This window comes from Streptomyces venezuelae (assembly GCF_008642335.1).
GTDB classification, from domain to species: Bacteria; Actinomycetota; Actinomycetes; order Streptomycetales; family Streptomycetaceae; genus Streptomyces; species Streptomyces venezuelae_F.
The window spans coordinates 7,187,184-7,206,227 of sequence record NZ_CP029191.1 but is presented as its reverse complement, the minus strand read 5'-3'; the positions used below and the strand labels follow the sequence as shown (position 1 = coordinate 7,206,227).

Sequence of the window (19,044 nt, the reverse complement as noted above, 5' to 3'; positions counted from 1 at the left end):
GAGGGCGTACGGGGGGGGCGGCAGGTCACAACTCACGGTCGATGAACTCGAACATCTCGTCGTCGGACACGTCGTCGAGCGTGTCCAGGTCGGTCACGCCGGCCGCGGCACCCCTATCGGGTCCGGAGCCGTTCAGCTTGGACAGGAGGGTGTTGAGGCGCCTGGTGACGCGGCCCCGCGCCTCGTCGTCGAGGGCGAGAGCGTCCAAGGAGGATTCGATCCTGCCGAGTTCGTTGAGCACCGGGTCGGCGGCGTCCTTGGGCGCCTGCGGGGCACCGTCGGGCGACAGACGCTCCAGGAGGTGTTCGACGAGGGTGGCGGACTCCGGGTAGTCGAAGACGAGTGCCGCGGGCAGTTTGAGGCCGGTCGCGGCGGCGAGCCTGTTGCGGAGTTCCACGGCGGTCAGGGAGTCGAAGCCGAGCTCCTTGAACGACGTGTCCGGGCGGACCGCGTCGTGATCGGTGTGCCCGAGGACGCCCGCGACGTTGCTCCGGACGACGTCGAGCAGCACGCGGCGCCGTTCGGCGGGCGGGAGCCCGGCGAGCCGAGCGGCGAGCCCGTCCGCCGCCGCGGCGCCCGTGGCTGCGGTACGGCGCACGTTCCGCGTTCCCGGCGCCGCGCCGCCCAGGGCGCGCAGGAGGGCGGGCCGGGATGCGGCGGGCCGCGCGGCGACGACGCGCGCGTCGAGGTCCACCGCGACCATGTGGGGGCGGCCGTGGGCGTGCGCCGCGTCGAGGAGCGCCAAGCCCTTCTCCGTGGTGAGCGGTGTGAACCCGGTGCGTTTCATGCGCGCCAGGTCCGCCGCGCCGAGGTGCCCGGTCATGCCGCTTGCGGTCTGCCACAGCCCCCAGCCGATCGAGAGGCCGGTGAGCCCCTCGGCGCGGCGGCGCTGGACGAGTGCGTCGCAATAGGCGTTCGCTGCGGCGTAGTTGGCCTGCCCCGGGCTGCCGAGTGTCGCCGCTGCCGAGGAGAACACGGCGAACAGTCCGAGCCGCGTCTCCCGTGTCGCCTCGTGCAGGTGCCGCGCGGCGGTGGCCTTGGCCGCCCACACCCGTGCCAGGCTCTCGGATGTCTGTGCGGTGACGACGGCGTCGTCCAGGACGCCGGCCGCGTGGATCACACCGGTCAGCGGGTGGGCGGGGTCGGTCTTGCCGACGAGTTCGGCCACCGCACCCGCGTCACCGACGTCGGCCGCGACGACAGACACCTCGGCGCCCAACTCCTGCACCCGGGACACGAGTTCGGAGCACCCAGGGGCATCCGGTCCACGCCTCCCGGCCAGCAGCAGATGTCGTACGCCCCACTTCTCGACCACGTGCTCGGCCACCGCGGCGGCCAGCACCCCGGTTCCGCCGGTGATGAGGACCGTGCCGTCCGGATCGAGGGAGGGCGGTATGTCGAGGACCAGTTTGCCGGTGTGCTTCGCCTGGCTCATGAACCGGAACGCCTCCCGCGCCCGGCCCAGCGGCCACGCCTTCACCGGCAGCGGCGCCAGCACCCCGGAGGCGAACAACTCACCCATCTCCGCGAGCATTTCCCCGATCCGGTCGGGACCGGCGTGCGGCACCAGGTCGAACGCCCGGTACCACGCACCCGCGTGCTCGGCCGCGACGCGCTCGGGATCGCGTTTGTCGGTCTTGCCCATGTCGACCATGCGGCCGCCCGGCGCGAGCAGCCGCAGCGAGGCGTCGGTGAACTCCCCGGCCAGACTGTTGAGTACGACGTCCATGCCGCGCCCGCCCGTCGCCTCCCGCAGGCTCCCCTCGAAGTCGAGGTCGCGGGACGAGGCGCGATGGCCCGCGTCGATGCCCATGCCGTCGAGCACGCCGTGCTTGGCGGGGCTCGCGGTGGCGTACACCTCGGCGCCGAGGTGGCGAGCGATCTGCGTGGCGGCCATGCCCACGCCGCCGGTGCCCGCGTGGATGAGCAGGGTCTCGCCCGCCGTGAGCCGACCGAGGTCCACGAGCCCGTACCAGGCAGTCAGGAACACGACGGGCACAGCCGCCGCCTCCTGGAGGCTCCACCCTTCCGGCACCGGCACGACCATCCGCGCGTCCGCGACGGCCACCGGCGCGAAGGCGCCTTCGAACAGCCCCATCACGCGGTCACCGACGCCGAGGTGGGTGACGCCGGGCCCGACCTCCGTCACATACCCGGCACCCTCGCTCCCCGCGAACGTGCCCTTGTCGGGGTACATGCCGAGCGCGATCAGCACGTCCCGGAAGTTCATACCCGCGGCCCGCACGGAGACCCGAACCTGTCCGGCCGCCAACGGCGTGAGCGCCTCCGGGGCGTCGATCACGGACAGGTTCTCCAGGATGGCGGTACCGGAGGTACCGAGCCGCCATGCGGACGACCCGAGGGGCGGGACGAGCTCTTCGGGGACGCGGGCGGGGGTGAGGCGTGGCGCATACAAAACCCCGGCACGCGTGGCGAGTTGTGGCTCATCGAGGACGTCGACGGCGTGGTGTACGGCGGCTTGGTGACCGAGTACATCCCCGTTGGTCTCGATGTCGAGCAGGACGAATCGGCCGGGGTTCTCCGACTGGGCGCTGCGCACGAGACCCCACGCGGCGGCGGCGGACGCGTCCACGTCGTCGTCGCCCTCGGCTTCCCCGACGGCCTGGGCCCCGCGCGTCACCAGGATGAGGCGGGACTCCGCCAACTCGGGCGCAGCCAGGAACCCCTGGACGACCGAGAGCACGCGTTCGGCGACCCGCAGGCCGTCGTCCGCGTCACCCTCGACGGGCGCCACCACGGCCCACGGCGCCACACCTCCGGCAGCAGCGGCCGCCACCACGTCGGCCATCCCCGCGCCGTCCGCGAGCGTGACCCAGTCCCCGCCGTCCATGGCGACGCCTGGAACGCGGTCTCCGGAGGCCGGGACGGGCAGGGGCGTCCAGTCCACGGTGTAGAGCCCGTCGACGCCGCCGCGGGCGGCCGCCGCCACGAGCCGGGCGGGGTCGGCGGCGCGGAGCGTCAGCGCGTCGACGCTCAGGACGGGTGCGCCCGTCCCGTCCGCGATGACCACCTTCAGGTCGCGCTCGGCGGACTCCCCCTGCGGCGAGAGCCGGACACGGAGACGCGTCGCCCCGTCCGCGCTCAGCGACACGCCGATCCAGGCGTACGGCAGCCACATCTGCCCGTCCTCGGGCCGGTCGAGCAGCATCAGCGGATGCAGGGCGGCGTCAAGCAGCGCCGGGTGCATGCCGAAACCGTCGTGAGCGCCGGCCGGTTCGGGCAGCTCGACCTCGGCGAGCAGCTCCGTCCCGTGCCGCCACAGCGCGCGCAGGCCCTGGAACGCGGGACCGTACTCGTAGCCCGCCGCCGCGGCCTGCGAGTAGAAACCCTCCGCGTCCACGGGTTCGGCACCGGCGGGCGGCCACCGCCCGTCCAGGGCGGTGGCTTCCATGTCGCTGGGCTGGGAGTTCACCACACCGGTCGCATGACACAGCCAGTCGGCTCCGACCGCCCGACCCGCCCGACCCGCCTGACCCGCCTGGTCGGGGCGCGAGTACACCCGTACGTCACGCCGACCGCCCTGCTCGTCGGCCGTTCCGACGGACACCTGGATCTGCACGCCACCGTCCTCGGGCAGTACGAGCGGCGCCTGCAGCGTCAGCTCGTCGACCGTCGCGCACCCCGCCTCGTCGGCTGCCCGCAGCACCCACTCGACGATCGCGGCGCCCGGCACGAGAGCCGTTCCGGCCACCACGTGCTCGGCGAGCCAGGACGGAGCCGTGCGCGAGAGCCGCCCGGTGAGCAAGTACGAGTCGGCCTCGGCGAGTTCCACGCAGGCACCGAGCAGCGGATGCCCGGCCGACGCCATCCCGAGATCGGCGGCATCGCCGAACGCTCCAGAGGGCTCCTCCAGCCAGTAGTGCTGGTGTTGGAAGGCGTAGGTAGGGAGGCCGATGGTGCGGGGGGTGGGGTCGGTGGGGAACCAGCGGCGCCAGTCGAGGTCGGCGCCCGCGGTGAAGGCGAGGGCGGCGGCGCGGGCCAGCTGGGCGCTGTCGCCGTGGTCGCGGCGCAGGGTGGGCACGACGGTGGCGGTCGCGTCGGCCTGCTCGATGGTCTCTTCCATGCCGAGAGCAAGGACGGGGTGGGGGCTGGCCTCGATGAACAGGCGGTAGCCGTCGGCGAGGAGTGCTTCGACGGTGTCGGCGAAGCGGACCGGTTGGCGGAGGTTGGTGACCCAGTAGTCGGTGTCGAGGGCGGTGGTGTCGGTGAGGCGTTCGGCGGTCACCGTGGAGTAGAACGCGACGTCGGTCGGGACGGGCCGGAGGTCGGCCAGGCGTTCGGTGAGCTCGTCGTGGAGTGCGTCGATCTGGGGGTGGTGGGAGGCGTAACCGACGTCGATGACCCGGGCGCGCAGACCGTGGCTTTCCGCATCCGCGACCACGGCCGCCACCGGTTCCGGAGATCCCGAAATGACGGTCGACGAGGGCCCGTTGACGGCGGCGACGCAGACGTCGGGCCGCTCGCCGATGAGCTCCACGGTCCGCTCGGCACTGGTGCCGATGGACGCCATGTCGCCGTGGCCCTGCAGTTGCCGCAGTGCGTCACTGCGTACCGCTACGATCCGTGCCGCGTCCTCCAGCGACAGCGCGCCCGCCACGCACGCGGCGGCCATCTCACCCTGCGAATGCCCGATCACAGCCGCCGGGATAATGCCCTGGTCGGCCCACACCGCGGCGAGCGAGACCATCATCGCCCACAGCACCGGCTGCACGACCTCGACGCGGGCCAGCTCGCTCCCGTCCCCGCACAACACCTCGGTCAGCGACCAGTCCACGTACGCGGACAGCGCCTGCTCGCACTCGGCGATGCGGGCCGCGAACACGGGCGACTCCTCCAGCAGCCGCGCCCCCATCCCCACCCACTGCGACCCCTGCCCGGGAAACACCAACACCGGACCCGCCCCGGCCGACGTGGCAGCCCCGACCACCACATCCGCCGACACCTCACCAGCAGCCAGCGCCGCAACCCCGGCCACCAACTCCTCCCGCCCCCGGCCCACCACCACCGCCCGATGCTCGAACACCGACCGGGTCGTGGCCAGCGACCAGCCGACCTCACCCGGCAACGCCTCAGCACTCCGCGACACGAACGCACCCAACCGGCGAGCCTGCTCCCGCAACGCCTCGACCGTCCGCCCCGAAACCACCCAAGGCACGACGGACCCATCCGGCACCGGCGCGACCACCTCAGCCGCCGCCTCCTCCGGCGCCTCCTCCAGAATCAGATGCGCATTCGTCCCGGAGATACCGAACGACGACACCCCAGCCCGGCGCGGACGTCCGCCGCGCGGCCACGGGACGGGTTCGGTCAGCAGGCGTACGCCGCCGCCGTCCCACTCCACGTGCGGGGTCGGTTCGTCGGCGTGCAGGGTGGGCGGCAGCAGGTCGTTCCGGAGCGCCATGACCATCTTGATGACGCCCGCCGCACCGGCAGCGGCCTGGGTGTGACCGATGTTGGACTTCACCGAGCCGAGCCACAACGGCCTCTCGTCGGGGCGTCCTTGGCCGTACGTGGCCAGCAGCGCCTGTGCCTCGATGGGGTCGCCGAGCGTGGTGCCCGTGCCGTGGGCCTCCACGACGTCCACGTCGTCGGGGCTGCCGCCCGACCCGGCCAGGGCGGCGCGGATGACTCGCTCCTGGGAGGGGCCGTTGGGCGCGGTGAGGCCGTTGCTCGCGCCGTCCTGGTTCACCGCTGAACCACGTATGACCGCGAGAACCTTGTGGCCGTTGCGGCGGGTATCGGAGAGGCGTTCCAGGACGACGAGTCCGGCGCCCTCGCCCCAGCCGGTCCCGTCGGCGGTGGCGGCGAACGGCTTGCAGCGGCCGTCGGGGGCCAGGCCGCGCTGCCGGGAGAACTCCACGAAGGTGTTCGGGGTGGCCATGACGGTCACGCCGCCCGCGAGGGCGAGCTCGCATTCGCCCTGGCGCAGGGCCTGGGAGGCCAGGTGCATGGCGACGAGCGAGGAGGAGCATGCCGTGTCCACCGTGATGGCGGGGCCCTCCAGGCCGAAGGTGTACGCGACCCGGCCCGAGGCGACGCTCGGGGTGCTGCCGGTCATGATGCGGCCCTCGAAGCCGTCCGGCTTGCGGGCGAGGAAGCGGGAGCCGTAGTCGTCGTACATGATCCCGGTGATGACGCCGCACGAGGTGCCGCGGAGGGTGGCCGGGTCGATCCCGGCGTGTTCGAAGGCCTGCCAGGCGGTTTCGAGGAGCAGGCGTTGTTGCGGGTCGGTGGCGGCGGCCTCGCGCGGGCTGATGCCGAAGAAGCCGGCGTCGAAGCGGGCGGCGTCGTAGAGGAAGCCGCCTTCGCGGGTGTAGCTGTGGCCGACCTGGTCGGGGTCGGGGTCGAAGAGGCCGGCCGTGTCCCAGCCGCGGTCCTCGGGGAACGGCCCGATGGCGTCGGTGCCGGTGGCGACGAGGCGCCACAGCTGCTCGGGAGAGGTCACGCCGCCCGGGTAGTGGCAGGCCATGCCGACGATGGCGATGGGGTCGTCGTCGGTGGCGGTGGTGCGGGGCGCCGGGGCGGAGGCGGCCGGGGCGGTGGATGCGTCGGTGTCGGGGAGGTGGGAGCGGAGGTGGCGTACGAGGGCGGTGGGGCTGGGGTGGTCGAAGATGAGTGTGGCGGGGAGGCGGATGCCCGTGGCGGTGGAGAGGCGGTTGCGGAGTTCCAGGGCGGTGAGCGAGTCGAAGCCCAACTCCTGGAAGGCGCGGCTCAGTTCGAGGGACTCGGGGGCGGGGTGGGCGAGGACGGTCGCGATCTGTTCGCGGACGAGGTCGCTCAGGGCGCGGTCCCGGTCGGCGGCGGAGAGGCGCGCCAGGCGGGCGGTCCAGGAGGCGGGAGCCGCGGTGTTGTCTTCAGTGGCGGCCACGGTGGGCCGGGGGGTGCGCACGAGGCCGCGCAGGGCGGGCTGGAGGGTGTGGTCGGCGGCTTGGGCGCGCAGTGCGGCGCGGTCGAAGCGGGTGGCGAGGACCGTGGGGTGCGGGGCCGTCAGGGCGGTGTCGAAGAGGGCGAGGGCCTGCTCGTCGGTGAGGCCGGCGACGCCGGTGCGGTGGATGCGGGCGCGGTCGGTGTCGCCGAGCCGGGCGGCCATGCCGCCGGACGCGGATTCCCACAGGCCCCAGGCCAGGGAGGTGGCGGCGAGGCCTTGGGCGCGGCGGTGTTCGGCGAGGGTGTTGAGGAAGGTGTTGGCGGCGGCGTAGTTGGACTGGCCGCCGTTGCCGAGGATAGAGGCGCCGGAGGAGAACAGGACGAACGCGGACAGGTTCATGTCGCGGGTGAGTTCGTGCAGGGTCCAGGCGGCGTCGGCCTTGGGCGCGAGAACGGTGTCGAGCCTTTCGGGTGTCATCGACGCGATGAGGCTGTCGTCGATGACGCCCGCGGTGTGGACGACGGCGGTGAGGGGGTGGGCGTCGGGGATGCCCGCGACGAGCCGGGCCAGCGCGTCGGGATCGGTGATGTCACAGGCGGCGACGCGTATGTCGACGTCGACGTCCGCGAGGTCGTCCCGCAACTCGGCGACACCGTCGGCGCCCTCGCCGCGCCGGCTCACGAGGAGCAGGTGGCGTACGCCGTGAGCGGTGGCGAGGTGCCGGGCAACGGCCCGCCCGAGGCCACCGGTACCACCGGTGATGAGGGTGGTGCCGGTTGGGGGGAAGGGGGGCGGCGCCGGCGCCAAGGGAGACGTCGAGCTCCGGATTGCCGCAGAGGCCGACACCGCGGCCGGTGACGCGGCCGACCCTTGGGACGGGGTCCCGGCCGAGCCCAGGGACGGCGACGCTGCCAGGCCCAGGGACGGAGTCGGAGTCGGAGTCCGAGTCGCGGTGAGGCGGGGTACCCGTGGCGTGCCCATGCGTAGGGCCAGTTCCGACTCCGCGGCGTGCGACATCGCCGCGGTCACCCCCGCGGGCAGGGCGTCGCGTGATGCTCGGGTCTCGTCGATGTCGACGAGCAGGACGCGGTCGGGCTGCTCCGCCTGGGCGGCGCGGACCAGGCCCCACAGGGGGGCGGTGGCCAGGTCCGCGGGGGCGTCGTCCGGGCCTGTGGTGACGGCGCCCGTCGTGAGGATGACGAGGCGGGCGGCGGTCAGGGTGTCCGCGGCGAACCAGGCGCGGAGCAGGTCGAGGGCACGTTGCGCGTGTGTCCGTACGCGGGCGGGCAGGTCGCTCGCCGGATCGTCCCGGTCGGGGGCGTCACCCTTCGCGGCCGCCGCGTCCGTGTCCTCGGGGAGCATGGGCGCGACGACGATGTCCGGTACAGGCTCGCCCTTCGCCACGGCGTCCGTCAGGGCGGCCAGATCCGGGTGGCGGTTCACGGCGGGGCCCAGGCCCGGGTCGTCGGGGCCGAGCACGGCCCACGTGGCGGCCGCCGTCGACGGCGCATCCGGCAGCGGCAGTTGCTGCCACTCCACGTGGTGCAGCGGGAGCCCGGCCGCCGGACGCGCGGTCCGCCAGCGGTCGGCGGCGACGATACGCAGCTGGAGGGCGTCGACCGTGGCGACGGGCGCACCTTCGGTGTCCGTCAGGGTGAGGTGCAGCCGGTCGTCGCCCCGAGGGCCGAGCCGGACGCGCAGGCGCGTGGCGCCGGTCGCGTAGTGGCGTACGTCGCTGAAGGAGAACGGCAGCCGCACCCGCGCTTCGGACGCCCCGGTCGGCTCCGTCACGCCGTCCTCGCCCCGGTACAGCTCGTCCACCACGTGCAGCGCGGCGTCGAACAGGGCCGGGTGGAGTGCGAACTCGGCGGCCTCGGCGCGCTGTTCGTCGGCGAGGCGGACATCCGCGTACAGCTCGTCGCCGTGCCGCCAGGCGGCGCGTACCGCGCGGAAGGCCGGTCCGTAGTTGTAGCCCTGCGCGTCGAGGCGGGCGTACAGCGCGTCGACGTCGAGGGCGGTGGCATCGGCGGGCGGCCACGGGGTGATTCCCGGCTCGGACGGGAGCGTGGACGCGTGCGTGGACGGCCGCTCTGCGGCCCGACCCGTCCTGAGGATCCCGGTGGCGTGGCGGCGCCATCCGTACGCGTGGTCGCCGTCCCCGCCCGCCTCCTCGTCACCTTCGGCACCCGCGGGCCGGGAGTGGATGGTGAGCGTGCGGCTGCCGGACTCGTCGAGGGCACCGAGCGCGACCTGCACCTTCACCGCGTCAGCGTCAGCGCCTCCGCCGACACCGACACCGACACCGCCGTCACCATCGCCACCGTGCACTCCGGCACCCGAGTCTTCGAGCACCAGCGGCGTTTCCAGTGTCAGATCCTCGATCGTGTCGCAATCACCGTGCCTCCCCGCGAGCAGCGCGAGTTCGACGAACGCGGTGGCCGGCAGCGGTACGCCGCCCGCGATGGCGTGGTCGCCGAGCCACGGTTGCGTACGCAGGGAGAGGCGTCCCGCGAGCAGGAGGCCGCCGTCGGCCTGGTGGATGACGGCGGGAAGGAGGGGGTGGCCGGTCTCCTGGAGGCCGGCCGCGCGGGCCGGGGCGGCGGCGTCGGGGGTGGGGCGCCAGTAGCGTCGGCGCTGGAACCGGTAGGTGGGCAGCGGCAGTTGCTCCGCGTCGGCGGGGACGAGGACGCCGAGGTCGGCCGGCTCTCCGTCGACGTGGAGCGCGGCGACGGCGCCGAGCAGCGTGCGGACCTCGTCGTGCCCGGAGCGCAGCGCGGCGGCGACGACCGGCTCGGCGGCGGCGCCCTCGTCGCCCGTCCGGGCCGGGAGGCAGTCCTGGACCATCGTGGCGAGGACCGGGTCGGGCCCCAGTTCCAGATAGCGCACGACGCCCCGGTCGCCCAGCGTGCGCAACCCGTCGTGGAACCGCACGGGCTGCCGCACGTGCCGTACCCAGTACTCGGGGTCGGCGAGCAGCTCCGCGTCGGCGAGACGGCCGGTGAGGTTGGAGACGACGGACAGGGTCGGCGCATGGAAGGTCAGGGTGCGGGCCACGGCACGGAAGTCGTCGAGCATGGGCTCGATGAGCGGTGAGTGGAAGGCGTGGCTGACGTTGAGCCGTTTGGTCTTGAGCCCGCGCCCGCGCAGGGTCTGCTCGACGTCCGCGACGGCGTCGGCGTCGCCGGACACGACGACGGCGGTGGGACCGTTGACGGCGGCGAGGGAGAGACGCGCCTCGCGCCCCGCGAGCAGCGGCAGTACGTCGTCCTCGGCGGCCTGCACGGCGAGCATCGCGCCGCCCGCCGGAAGGGCCTGCATGAGGCGTCCGCGAGCGGCGACCAGCGTGCAGGCGTCGGGCAGGGTGAGCACCCCGGCGACGTGCGCGGCGGCGATCTCGCCGACGGAGTGACCCGTCAGATGGCTCGGGGTGATCCCGAAGGAGGTCACCAGCCGGTACAGAGCCACTTCGAGCGCGAACAGGGCGGCCTGGGTCACCCCGGTCCCGTGCAGCGCGGCGGCCCGCGCGGTGTCGGCGGGGGCGAACAGGGTGTCACGCAGGGGCTGTTCGAGGAGCGGGTCCAGATGGGCGCAGGTCTCGTCCAGTGACCGCGCGAACGTATCGAAGGCGGCGTACAACTCGGCGCCCATGCCAGGGCGTTGGCTTCCCTGCCCGGTGAAGAGGAAGGCGGTGCCGCCGCTCCGGGCAGGGCCCGCGGCACGCACGAGGGCGGGGTGCGTGCGTCCGCCCGCGAGTGCGGCCAGCGCGGCAACCCGCTCACCGCGCTCACTGGCCGCGCCGCTCTCATCGCCCTCACCACCGAATACGACCGCACGGTGCTCGAAAAGCGTGCGACGGAGCAGAGTCCCGGCAATGTCGGCGTGGTTGCCGACCATGCCGTCCCGCGCCGCGACGTAACCCGCCAACGCGTCCGCCTGCGCCCGCAACGCCTCGGGCGTACGCGCCGAAAGCAGCCACGGCGCCGGTGCCCGCACCGCCGGGGGCCGAGCCCCGTCAGCAGCCCCCTCCGGCTCCCTCCCGGCGGCGGAAGGCGCCTCCTCCAGGATGAGGTGGGCGTTCGTGCCGGAGATGCCGAACGACGAGACCCCCGCCCTGCGCACCCGCTCGCCCGCGGGCCATGCGACCGGCTCCGTGAGCAGCCGCACCGCGCCCGACTCCCAGTCGGCGTGCGGTGTGGGCTCGTCGACGTACAGCGTGGCGGGCAGCGTCCCGTGCCGCAGCGCCTGCACCATCTTGATGAGTCCCGCCGCCCCGGCGGCGCCCTGCGTGTGCCCGATGTTGGACTTGACCGAGCCGAGCCACAGCGGCCGGCCCTCGTGCCGCTCCTGTCCGTACGTGGCGAGGAGCGCGTCGGCCTCGATGGGGTCGCCGAGCCGGGTGCCCGTGCCGTGCGCCTCGACCGCGTCGACCTCCGCGGGCGAGAGCCGCGCCCCGGCGAGGGCGGCACGGATCACGCGCTGCTGCGAGGGCCCGTTGGGGGCGGTGAGGCCGTTGCTCGCGCCGTCCTGGTTGACGGCCGAGCCGCGGATGACGGCGAGGACCCGGTGCCCGGCGCGCCGGGCGTCGGCGAGGCGTTCCAGTACGAGGAGTCCGGCGCCCTCGGAGAAGGCGGTGCCGTCGGCGGCGGCCGCGAACGGCTTGCAGCGGCCGTCGGCGGCGAGGCCGCGCTGGCGCGAGAACTCGGTGAAGACGTACGGCGTGGGCATGACGGTGACGCCGCCCGCGAGCGCCAGGTCGCACTCGCGCCGCCGCAGCGCGTGCGCGGCCAGGTGCACGGCGACGAGCGACGACGAGCAGGCGGTGTCGATCGTCACCGCGGGCCCTTCGAGGCCGAAGGTGTAGGCGAGGCGGCCGGAGAGGACGCTCGGGGCGCTGCCCGTGACCAGGTGGCCCTCCGCCGCCGCGTCGATGTGCGGCGTGCCGAAACCGGGCAGCGCGGCGCCCGCGTACACGCCGGTACTGCTGCCCCGCAGCGACTGCGGGTCGATGCCCGCGCGCTCCAGCGCCTCCCAGGCACACTCCAGGAGGAGCCGCTGCTGCGGGTCGAGGACCGCGGCCTCGCGCGGGCTGATGCCGAAGAACTCGGGGTCGAACCGGTCGACGTCGTGGACGAACCCGCCCTCGCGCGCGTAGCTCGTCCCGGGGTGGTCGGGGTCGGGGTGGAAGAGCCGCTCCAGGTCCCACCCGCGGTTGTCGGGGAACGGGCCCAGCGCGTTGCCGCCCGTGGAGACAAGCTCCCACAGGTCCTCGGGGGTGCGGACGCCGCCGGGGTAGCGGCAGGCCATCTCGACCACGGCCACCGGTTCCTGGTCGCGCTCCTCCGCCTCGCGCAGCCGCTGCCGGGTGGCGTGCAGATCCGCGGAGACACGCTTGAGGTAGTCGACCAGTTTCTCTTCGCTCACCATGTGCGCTTTAACTCCCCGCCCGTGATCGCGACGCGAGGTGTGCGGCCGGCACGCGGCTCACACCCCGAGTTCGTTGTCGATGAAGTCCAGTACCTGCTCGGCGGTGGCCGTCTCCAGCTGGTCCACCGCGTCGTCGCCGTCCGCCGCGGCGGCCGCGCTCGACGTGCTCGCCGCGAAGCGGGCGAGCAGTGCCTCCAGGCGGGCCGCGACAGCTGCCCGGTCGAGTCCCTGGGCGACGGCGGCGGACAGGGCGTGCTCGACCCGGGCCACCTCCTGAAGGACCTGGGCGGTCATGTCGCCGTTCGCCGCCCGGCCCGTCCGTCCCGCCTGCGCCGCCTCGTCGGGGGCGAGCCGTTCGGCCAGGTGGGCGGCGAGCATGTGGGCCTGGGGATAGTCGAAGACGAGCGCCGCGGGCAGCTTGAGGCCGGTCGCGGCGGCAAGCCTGTTGCGGAGTTCCACGGCGGTGAGCGAGTCGAGGCCGAGCTCCTTGAACGGCGTGTCGACCTGCACGGCGTCCGGGTCCGCGTGGCCGAGCACGCCGGCCGCCTGGGTGCGCACCAGCGTGGTGAGGAGTTCAAGACGTTCCTCGGCGGTGCGGCCGGCGAGCCTGCCGGACCAGTCCGTGGCCTCGCCCGCCGCGGCCGCGGTGGGACGCGCCGTGGTGGATGTCGCCGCGGCCGTCGCCGCCAGCGTGCGCAGGACGGCGGGGACAGGCGCGTCGGAGGCGGCCGGAACACGAGGGTCGAGGTCCATCGCGAGCAGGTCGGGACGTCCGTGGGCGCGTGCGGCGGCCAGTAGGGCGCAGCCGCGGGCCGCGCCGGTCGGCTTGATGCCGTACCGGTCGATGCGGGCTCGGTCGGCCGCGGACAGCGTGCCGGTCAGGCCGCTGGCGGTCTCCCACAGCCCCCACGCCACGGAGAGCCCGGCGAGGCCCTCCGCGCGGCGGTGCGCGGCCAGGGCGTCGCAGTAGGCGTTGGCCGCGGCGTAGTTGGCCTGGCCGGGGGTGCCCAGGGTGGAGGCGAAGGAGGAGAACGTCACGAACAGGCCGAGCCGCATCTCGCGCGTGGCTTCGTGGAGTTCGTACGCGGCCGCCGCCTTCGACGCCCACACCCTGGCGAGGCTTTCCGGGCTCTGGCCGCCGATCATGGCGTTGTCGAGCACACCGGCGGCATGCACGACGCCGGTCAGCGGGTGCGCCGGATCGATCCCGGCGATCAGCGCGGCGACGGCGCCGGGCTCGCTCACGTCGACGGCCGCGAAGGTGACGTCGGCACCCCCTTCGACAATCCGTGAGGCGAGTTCCCTCGCGCCCTCTGCCGCGTCTCCGCTGCGGCTCGCGATGAGCAGGTGCCTGCTCTCGCCCGTGCGCGCCAGATGTTCGGCGACGGCGGCGCCGATCGTGCCGGTGCCTCCGATGACGAGGACGGTGCCGTCGGGGTCGAGCGGAGCGGGCACGTCGAGCACCAGCTTGCCGATGTGCTTCGCCCGGCTCATGTGCCGGAACACCTCGGGTGCCCGCCCCAGGGGCCGTGCCGCGACCGGCAGCGGTACCAGGGTGCCGTCGGCGAAGAGGCCGCCGAGCAGGTCGAGCATCCGCCTGAGCCGCTCGGGCCCGGCGTCGGCGACCAGGTCGAAGGCCTGGTACGACACTCCGGGGTGCTCCAGCGCGACCAGTTCGGGGTCACGCGGATCGCTCTTGCCCATCTCGACGAGGCGCCCGCCCGCACTTTCGCGGAGCAACCGGAGGGAGGCGTCGAGGAGTTCGCCGGTGAGACTGTTGAGTACGACGTCCACGCCGCGGCCGCCGGTGGCCTGCCGGAACGCGTCCTCGAAGGCGAGGTCCCGGGAGGAGGCGCGATGGGCGGCGTCGATCCCCATCTCCTCCAGCACGCCGTGCTTGGCCGGACTGGCGGTGGCGAACACCTCGGCCCCGATGTGCCGGGCGATCTGCACCGCCGCCATGCCCACGCCGCCTGTGGCGGCATGAATCAACGCCCGTTCGCCCGCCCGCAGTTCGGCCAGCTCGACCAGGCCGTACCAGGCGGTGAGGAACGCGGCCGGGGCGGCGGCCGCTTGCCGCATGTCCCAGCCGGCCGGAACGGGCGCCAGCATGCGCGCGTCGGCGACGGCCCACGGCCCGAAGGCGCCCTCCAGCATGCCCATCACCCGGTCGCCCACGGCCAGCCCGGTGACGCCCGGCCCGACCTCCGTCACCACACCGGCCGCCTCGGTGCCGGGCAGCGCGTCGGCGTCCGGATACATGCCGAGCGCGATCAGTACGTCACGGAAGTTCACGCCGGCCGTGTGCACGGCGATGCGGACCTGCCCCGGCTCCACGGGGCTCAGCACCTCTTCGCAGGCCACGGCCTCGACGGCGTCGAGCGTTCCGGATGCACCGCCGACGAGCCGCCAGGCCCGCGCACCGGGCGGCCCGGACACCTCGGCCGTCGCATCGGCCCGCGCCCACCTGGGCAACAGCAACTGTCCGCCTCGCACGGCGACTTGGGGCTCGTCGACGTCGGTAGCGCACTGGACAGTACGCAGAACCTCATGGTCGTCGGGATCGAGAGCGACATCCATGTCGAGCAGGACGAACCGCCCCGGGTTCTCCGACTGCGCACTGCGCACCAGGCCCCACACGGCCGCGCCCGCCTGGTTCGGCGCGTACGCAACCCCGTCTTCCTCATCGTCGGGACCGGCCGCGCCCCGAGTGACGAAGACGAGCTGCGTCTGCTCAAGGCGGGGCTCGGCAAGAAACTCCTGGACGAGGGTCAACACACGTACCGTCAGGGCGAATCCGTCCCCACCGGTCACCGCATCCGGAGCGTCCACAGGCACCAGCACCACAGGGGGTGGCGTGGCGTCGGTCGCGGCGAGGTCCCGTACTCCCTCGACGTCCAGCCCCCCGAGCGTCACACAGCCGCCGGCATCGGCCGCGTCCGCCCCACCCGGGGCCGCCGGCACGGGCAGCGGCGTCCACCGCAGTTCGTACAGCCCATCGGCACCGGACCCGACCGACCCGACCGCCGCCCGCACCTGCCGGGCACTGGTGGACCGCAGCCGCAGCTCGGCGACGTCGAGGACGGGAGCCCCGGCGGGATCGGTCACGACGAGCGACACGGTCTCCTCACCGCTCGCGCGCGGCCGACCCGGCCCACCGAGCGCACTGAGCGCACTGAGCCCCTTGATGCGCACCCGCACGGACGTGGCATCGGTGGCCCACAGCGAGACACCGCTCCAGGTGAAGGGCAGCAACACCTGCTCATTCGCGGCCCCGGAACCACCCTCGTCGAGACTCCGCTGTGCGAGCAGCGGGTGCAGAGCGGCATCCAGCAGCGCGGGATGGATGCCGAAGCCGGTGGGCGAACCGGCCTGCTCGGGCAGCTCCACCTCCGCCAGCAGCTCCGCTCCGTCCCGCCACATCGCACGGAGTCCGCGGAACGCCGGACCGTACTCGTATCCGGCGGCGGCGACACCTTCGTAGAACGCGCCGACGTCCACCGGTTCCGCGCCCGCCGGAGGCCACGCACCGGCCTGCCGCGCAGGCCTTACCCCCGGCTCCCGCCCCAGCTCGCCGACGGCATGGCACACCCACACGGCCCCGGCGTCCCGCTCAGGACGCGAGTACACGCGTACGTCGCTCCTGCCCTGCTCGTCGGCGGCATCGACGACGACCTGAACCTGGAGGCCACCGGTCTCGGGCAGCACGAGAGGCGCCCGCAGCGTCAGCTCCTGGAGCGTCGCGCGGCCCGCGTCGTCGGCGGCCCGCAGCACCCACTCGACCAACGCCGCACCCGGCACCAGGACGGTCCCGGCGACCACATGCCCGCCCAGCCAGTCCCCACGCTCGGCGGAGACCCGGCCGTTGAGCACCACTCCCCCGTCGGCGAGCGCGACGGCGGTGGGCAACTGCGGGTGGCCGGACCCGGCCGACCCCTGTTGCCCGACGTCCTCCCGCTTCACCGTGTCGGCCAGCCAGTAGCGTCGGCGCTGGAAGGCATACGTGGGCAGGTCGACGGTACGAGGGGCGGGGTCGGCCGGGAACCAGCGCCGCCAGTCGACGTCGGCACCCGCCGCGAAGGCCTGCGCGGCGGCGCGGGTGAGCTGGACGGTGTCGCCGTGGTCGCGCCGGAGGGTGGGGACGACGGTGGCGGGCACGTCGGCCTGCTCGATGGTCTCCTCCATGCCGAGTGCGAGGACGGGGTGGGCGCTGGCCTCGATGAACAGCCGGTAGCCGTCCGCGAGGAGCGCTTCGACCGTCTCGGCGAAGCGGACGGGCTGGCGGAGGTTGCTGACCCAGTAGTCGGTGTCGAGCACGGTGGTATCGGTGAGGCGCTCAGCGGTGACGGTCGAGTAGAACGCGACGTCGGTCGGGACGGGCCGGATGTCGGCCAGACGCTCGGTCAGCTCGTCGTGGAGTGCGTCGATCTGCGGGTGGTGGGAGGCGTAGCCGACGTCGATGACCCGAGCCCGCAGCCCGTGGCCTTCCGCCTCGGCGACCACAGCAGCCACATGCTCGGGCGAGCCCGAAATGACGGTGGACGACGGCCCGTTGACAGCCGCGACGCTCACGCCCGGCCGGTCCGCGATCAGCTCGGCGACCCGCTCGGCACCCGCGCCGACGGACGCCATGTCGCCGCGCCCCTGCAGCTGCCGCAGCGCGTCGCTGCGTACCGCCACGATCCGCGCCGCATCCTCCAACGACAACGCACCCGCCACACACGCGGCAGCCATCTCACCCTGCGAATGCCCGATCACCGCAGCCGGAGCGACCCCCTGGTCAGCCCACACCGCAGCCAGCGACACCATCACCGCCCACAACACCGGCTGCACGACCTCGACGCGGGACAGTTCACTCCCGTCCCCGCGCAACACCTCACACAACGACCAGCCAACGTACGCGGACAGCGCCTGCTCGCACTCGGCAATACGCGCCGCGAACACGGGTGACTCGTCCAGCAGCCGAGCCCCCATCCCCACCCACTGCGACCCCTGCCCCGGAAACACCAACACCGGGCCAGGACCCACATCACCCGACGCCACCCCGGACACCACACCCGGCGACACCGCACCGGACGCCAACGCCCCAAGACCGTCCGTCAACGCGTCCCGGTCCCGGCCCACCACCACGGCCCGGTGCTCGAACACCGACCGCGTCGTCGCCAGTGACCAGCCGACCTCGCCCGGCAGCGCCTCCGTGTCCCCGGCCACGAACTCGCCCAACCTGCGGGCCTGTTCGCGCAGCGCCTCGGGCGTCCTGCCGGAAACCACCCACGGAACCACCGCGCTGCCCGCCACGGACGGGTGATGACCAGGTACCTCCTCCGGCGTGTACTCCGATGTGTGCTCCGGCGCCTCCTCCAGGATCAGATGGGCGTTGGTCCCCGAGATCCCGAACGCGGACACGCCCGCACGGCGCGGGTGGCCTGTGTCGGGCCAGAGTGTGGGCTCGGTGACGACCTCGACCGCGCCCGCGTCCCAGTCGACGTGCGGGCTGAGCTCCTCGACGTGGAGTGTGGCGGGCACCAGACCGTTGCGGATCGCCATGACGGTCTTGATGACTCCGGCGACACCGGCGGTGGCGTGTGTGTGGCCGATGTTGGACTTGAGGGAGCCGAGCAGGAGCGGCCGCTCGCGGTGCTGACCGTAGGTGGCGAGCAGGGCGCCGGCCTCGATGGGGTCGCCCAGTTTGGTGCCGGTGCCGTGCGCCTCGACCGCGTCCACCTCGGCCGGGGCGAGGCGGGCGCTCGCGAGGGCGGCTCGGATGACCTGTTCCTGCGCGGCGTCGTTGGGGGCAGTGAGGCCGTTGCTCGCGCCGTCCTGGTTCACGGCCGAGCCGCGGACGACGGCCAGGACGTTGTGGCCGTTGCGGCGGGCGTCCGAGAGGCGTTCGAGCAGGATCAGGCCGATGCCCTCGGAGAAGCCGGTGCCGTCCGCCGCGGCGGCGAACGGCTTGCAGCGGCCGTCCGGCGCGAGTCCACGCTGGCGGCAGAACTCGGTGAACATCAGCGGGCTCGACAGCACGAGCACCCCGCCCGCGAGCGCCAGGTCGCACTCGCCCTGGCGCAGCGCCTGGCTCGCCAGATGGATCGCGACGAGCGAGGCGGAGCAGGCCGTGTCGACGGTGACGGCGGGGCCTTCGAGGCCATAGTTGTAGGCCACCCGGCCGGAGATGACGCTCGTGAGGCTGCCCGTGGTGGCGTGCCCCTCGAACCCTTCGGGGATGCGCGGGAGTTGGGACATGTAGTCCTCGCTCGACACACCCGCGTAGACGCCCGTGAGACTGCCCTTGAGGGAGACGGGGTCGATGCCGGCACGCTCGAACAGCTCCCAGGACGTCTCCAGCATCAGGCGCTGCTGCGGGTCCATCGCCAGCGCCTCGCGCGGGCTGATGCCGAAGAAGTCGGCGTCGAAGGAGCCCGCGTCGTCGACGAAACCGCCGTGGCGCACGTAGCTGGTGGCGTAGTGGGCCGGGTCCGGGTGGTAGAGCGCCTCAAGATCCCAGCCGCGGTCGGTCGGGAAGTCCTCGATGGCGTCCTTCCCCGCGGCGACGAGGTCCCAGAGGTCCTCCGGGGAGGCCACGCCGCCCGGGAAGCGGCAGGCCATCCCGACGACCGCGATCGGCTCGTGCCTGCGGTCCTCCTCCTGCGCCAGGCGCCGACGCGTGTCGTGGAGCTCGGTGGTCACCCTGCGCAGATACTCGACCAGTTGCTCTTCACTCGCCATGTGGG

The 19,044-nt window shown here is 73.7% G+C and carries 2 protein-coding genes; both read right to left on the bottom strand.

The window, feature by feature from the left end:
- Positions 1-25: 25 nt before the first annotated feature.
- Positions 26-12,313, bottom strand: coding sequence for a type I polyketide synthase (locus tag DEJ49_RS32115; RefSeq protein WP_150187353.1), 12,288 nt, complete (start codon positions 12,311-12,313; stop codon positions 26-28).
- Positions 12,314-12,370: 57 nt separating this feature from the next.
- Positions 12,371-19,039 (bottom strand): type I polyketide synthase, encoded by a 6,669-nt coding sequence (locus tag DEJ49_RS32110; RefSeq protein ID WP_150187352.1) that lies wholly within the window; start codon positions 19,037-19,039, stop codon positions 12,371-12,373.
- Between the last annotated feature and the right edge of the window lie 5 nt (positions 19,040-19,044).

Excerpts from the sequence above, each read along its gene's own strand:
- DEJ49_RS32115 (WP_150187353.1), bottom strand. The coding sequence starts at position 12,313 with ATGGTGAGCGAAGAGAAACTGGTCGACTACCTCAAGCGTGTCTCCGCG.
- DEJ49_RS32110 (WP_150187352.1), bottom strand. The coding sequence starts at position 19,039 with ATGGCGAGTGAAGAGCAACTGGTCGAGTATCTGCGCAGGGTGACCACC.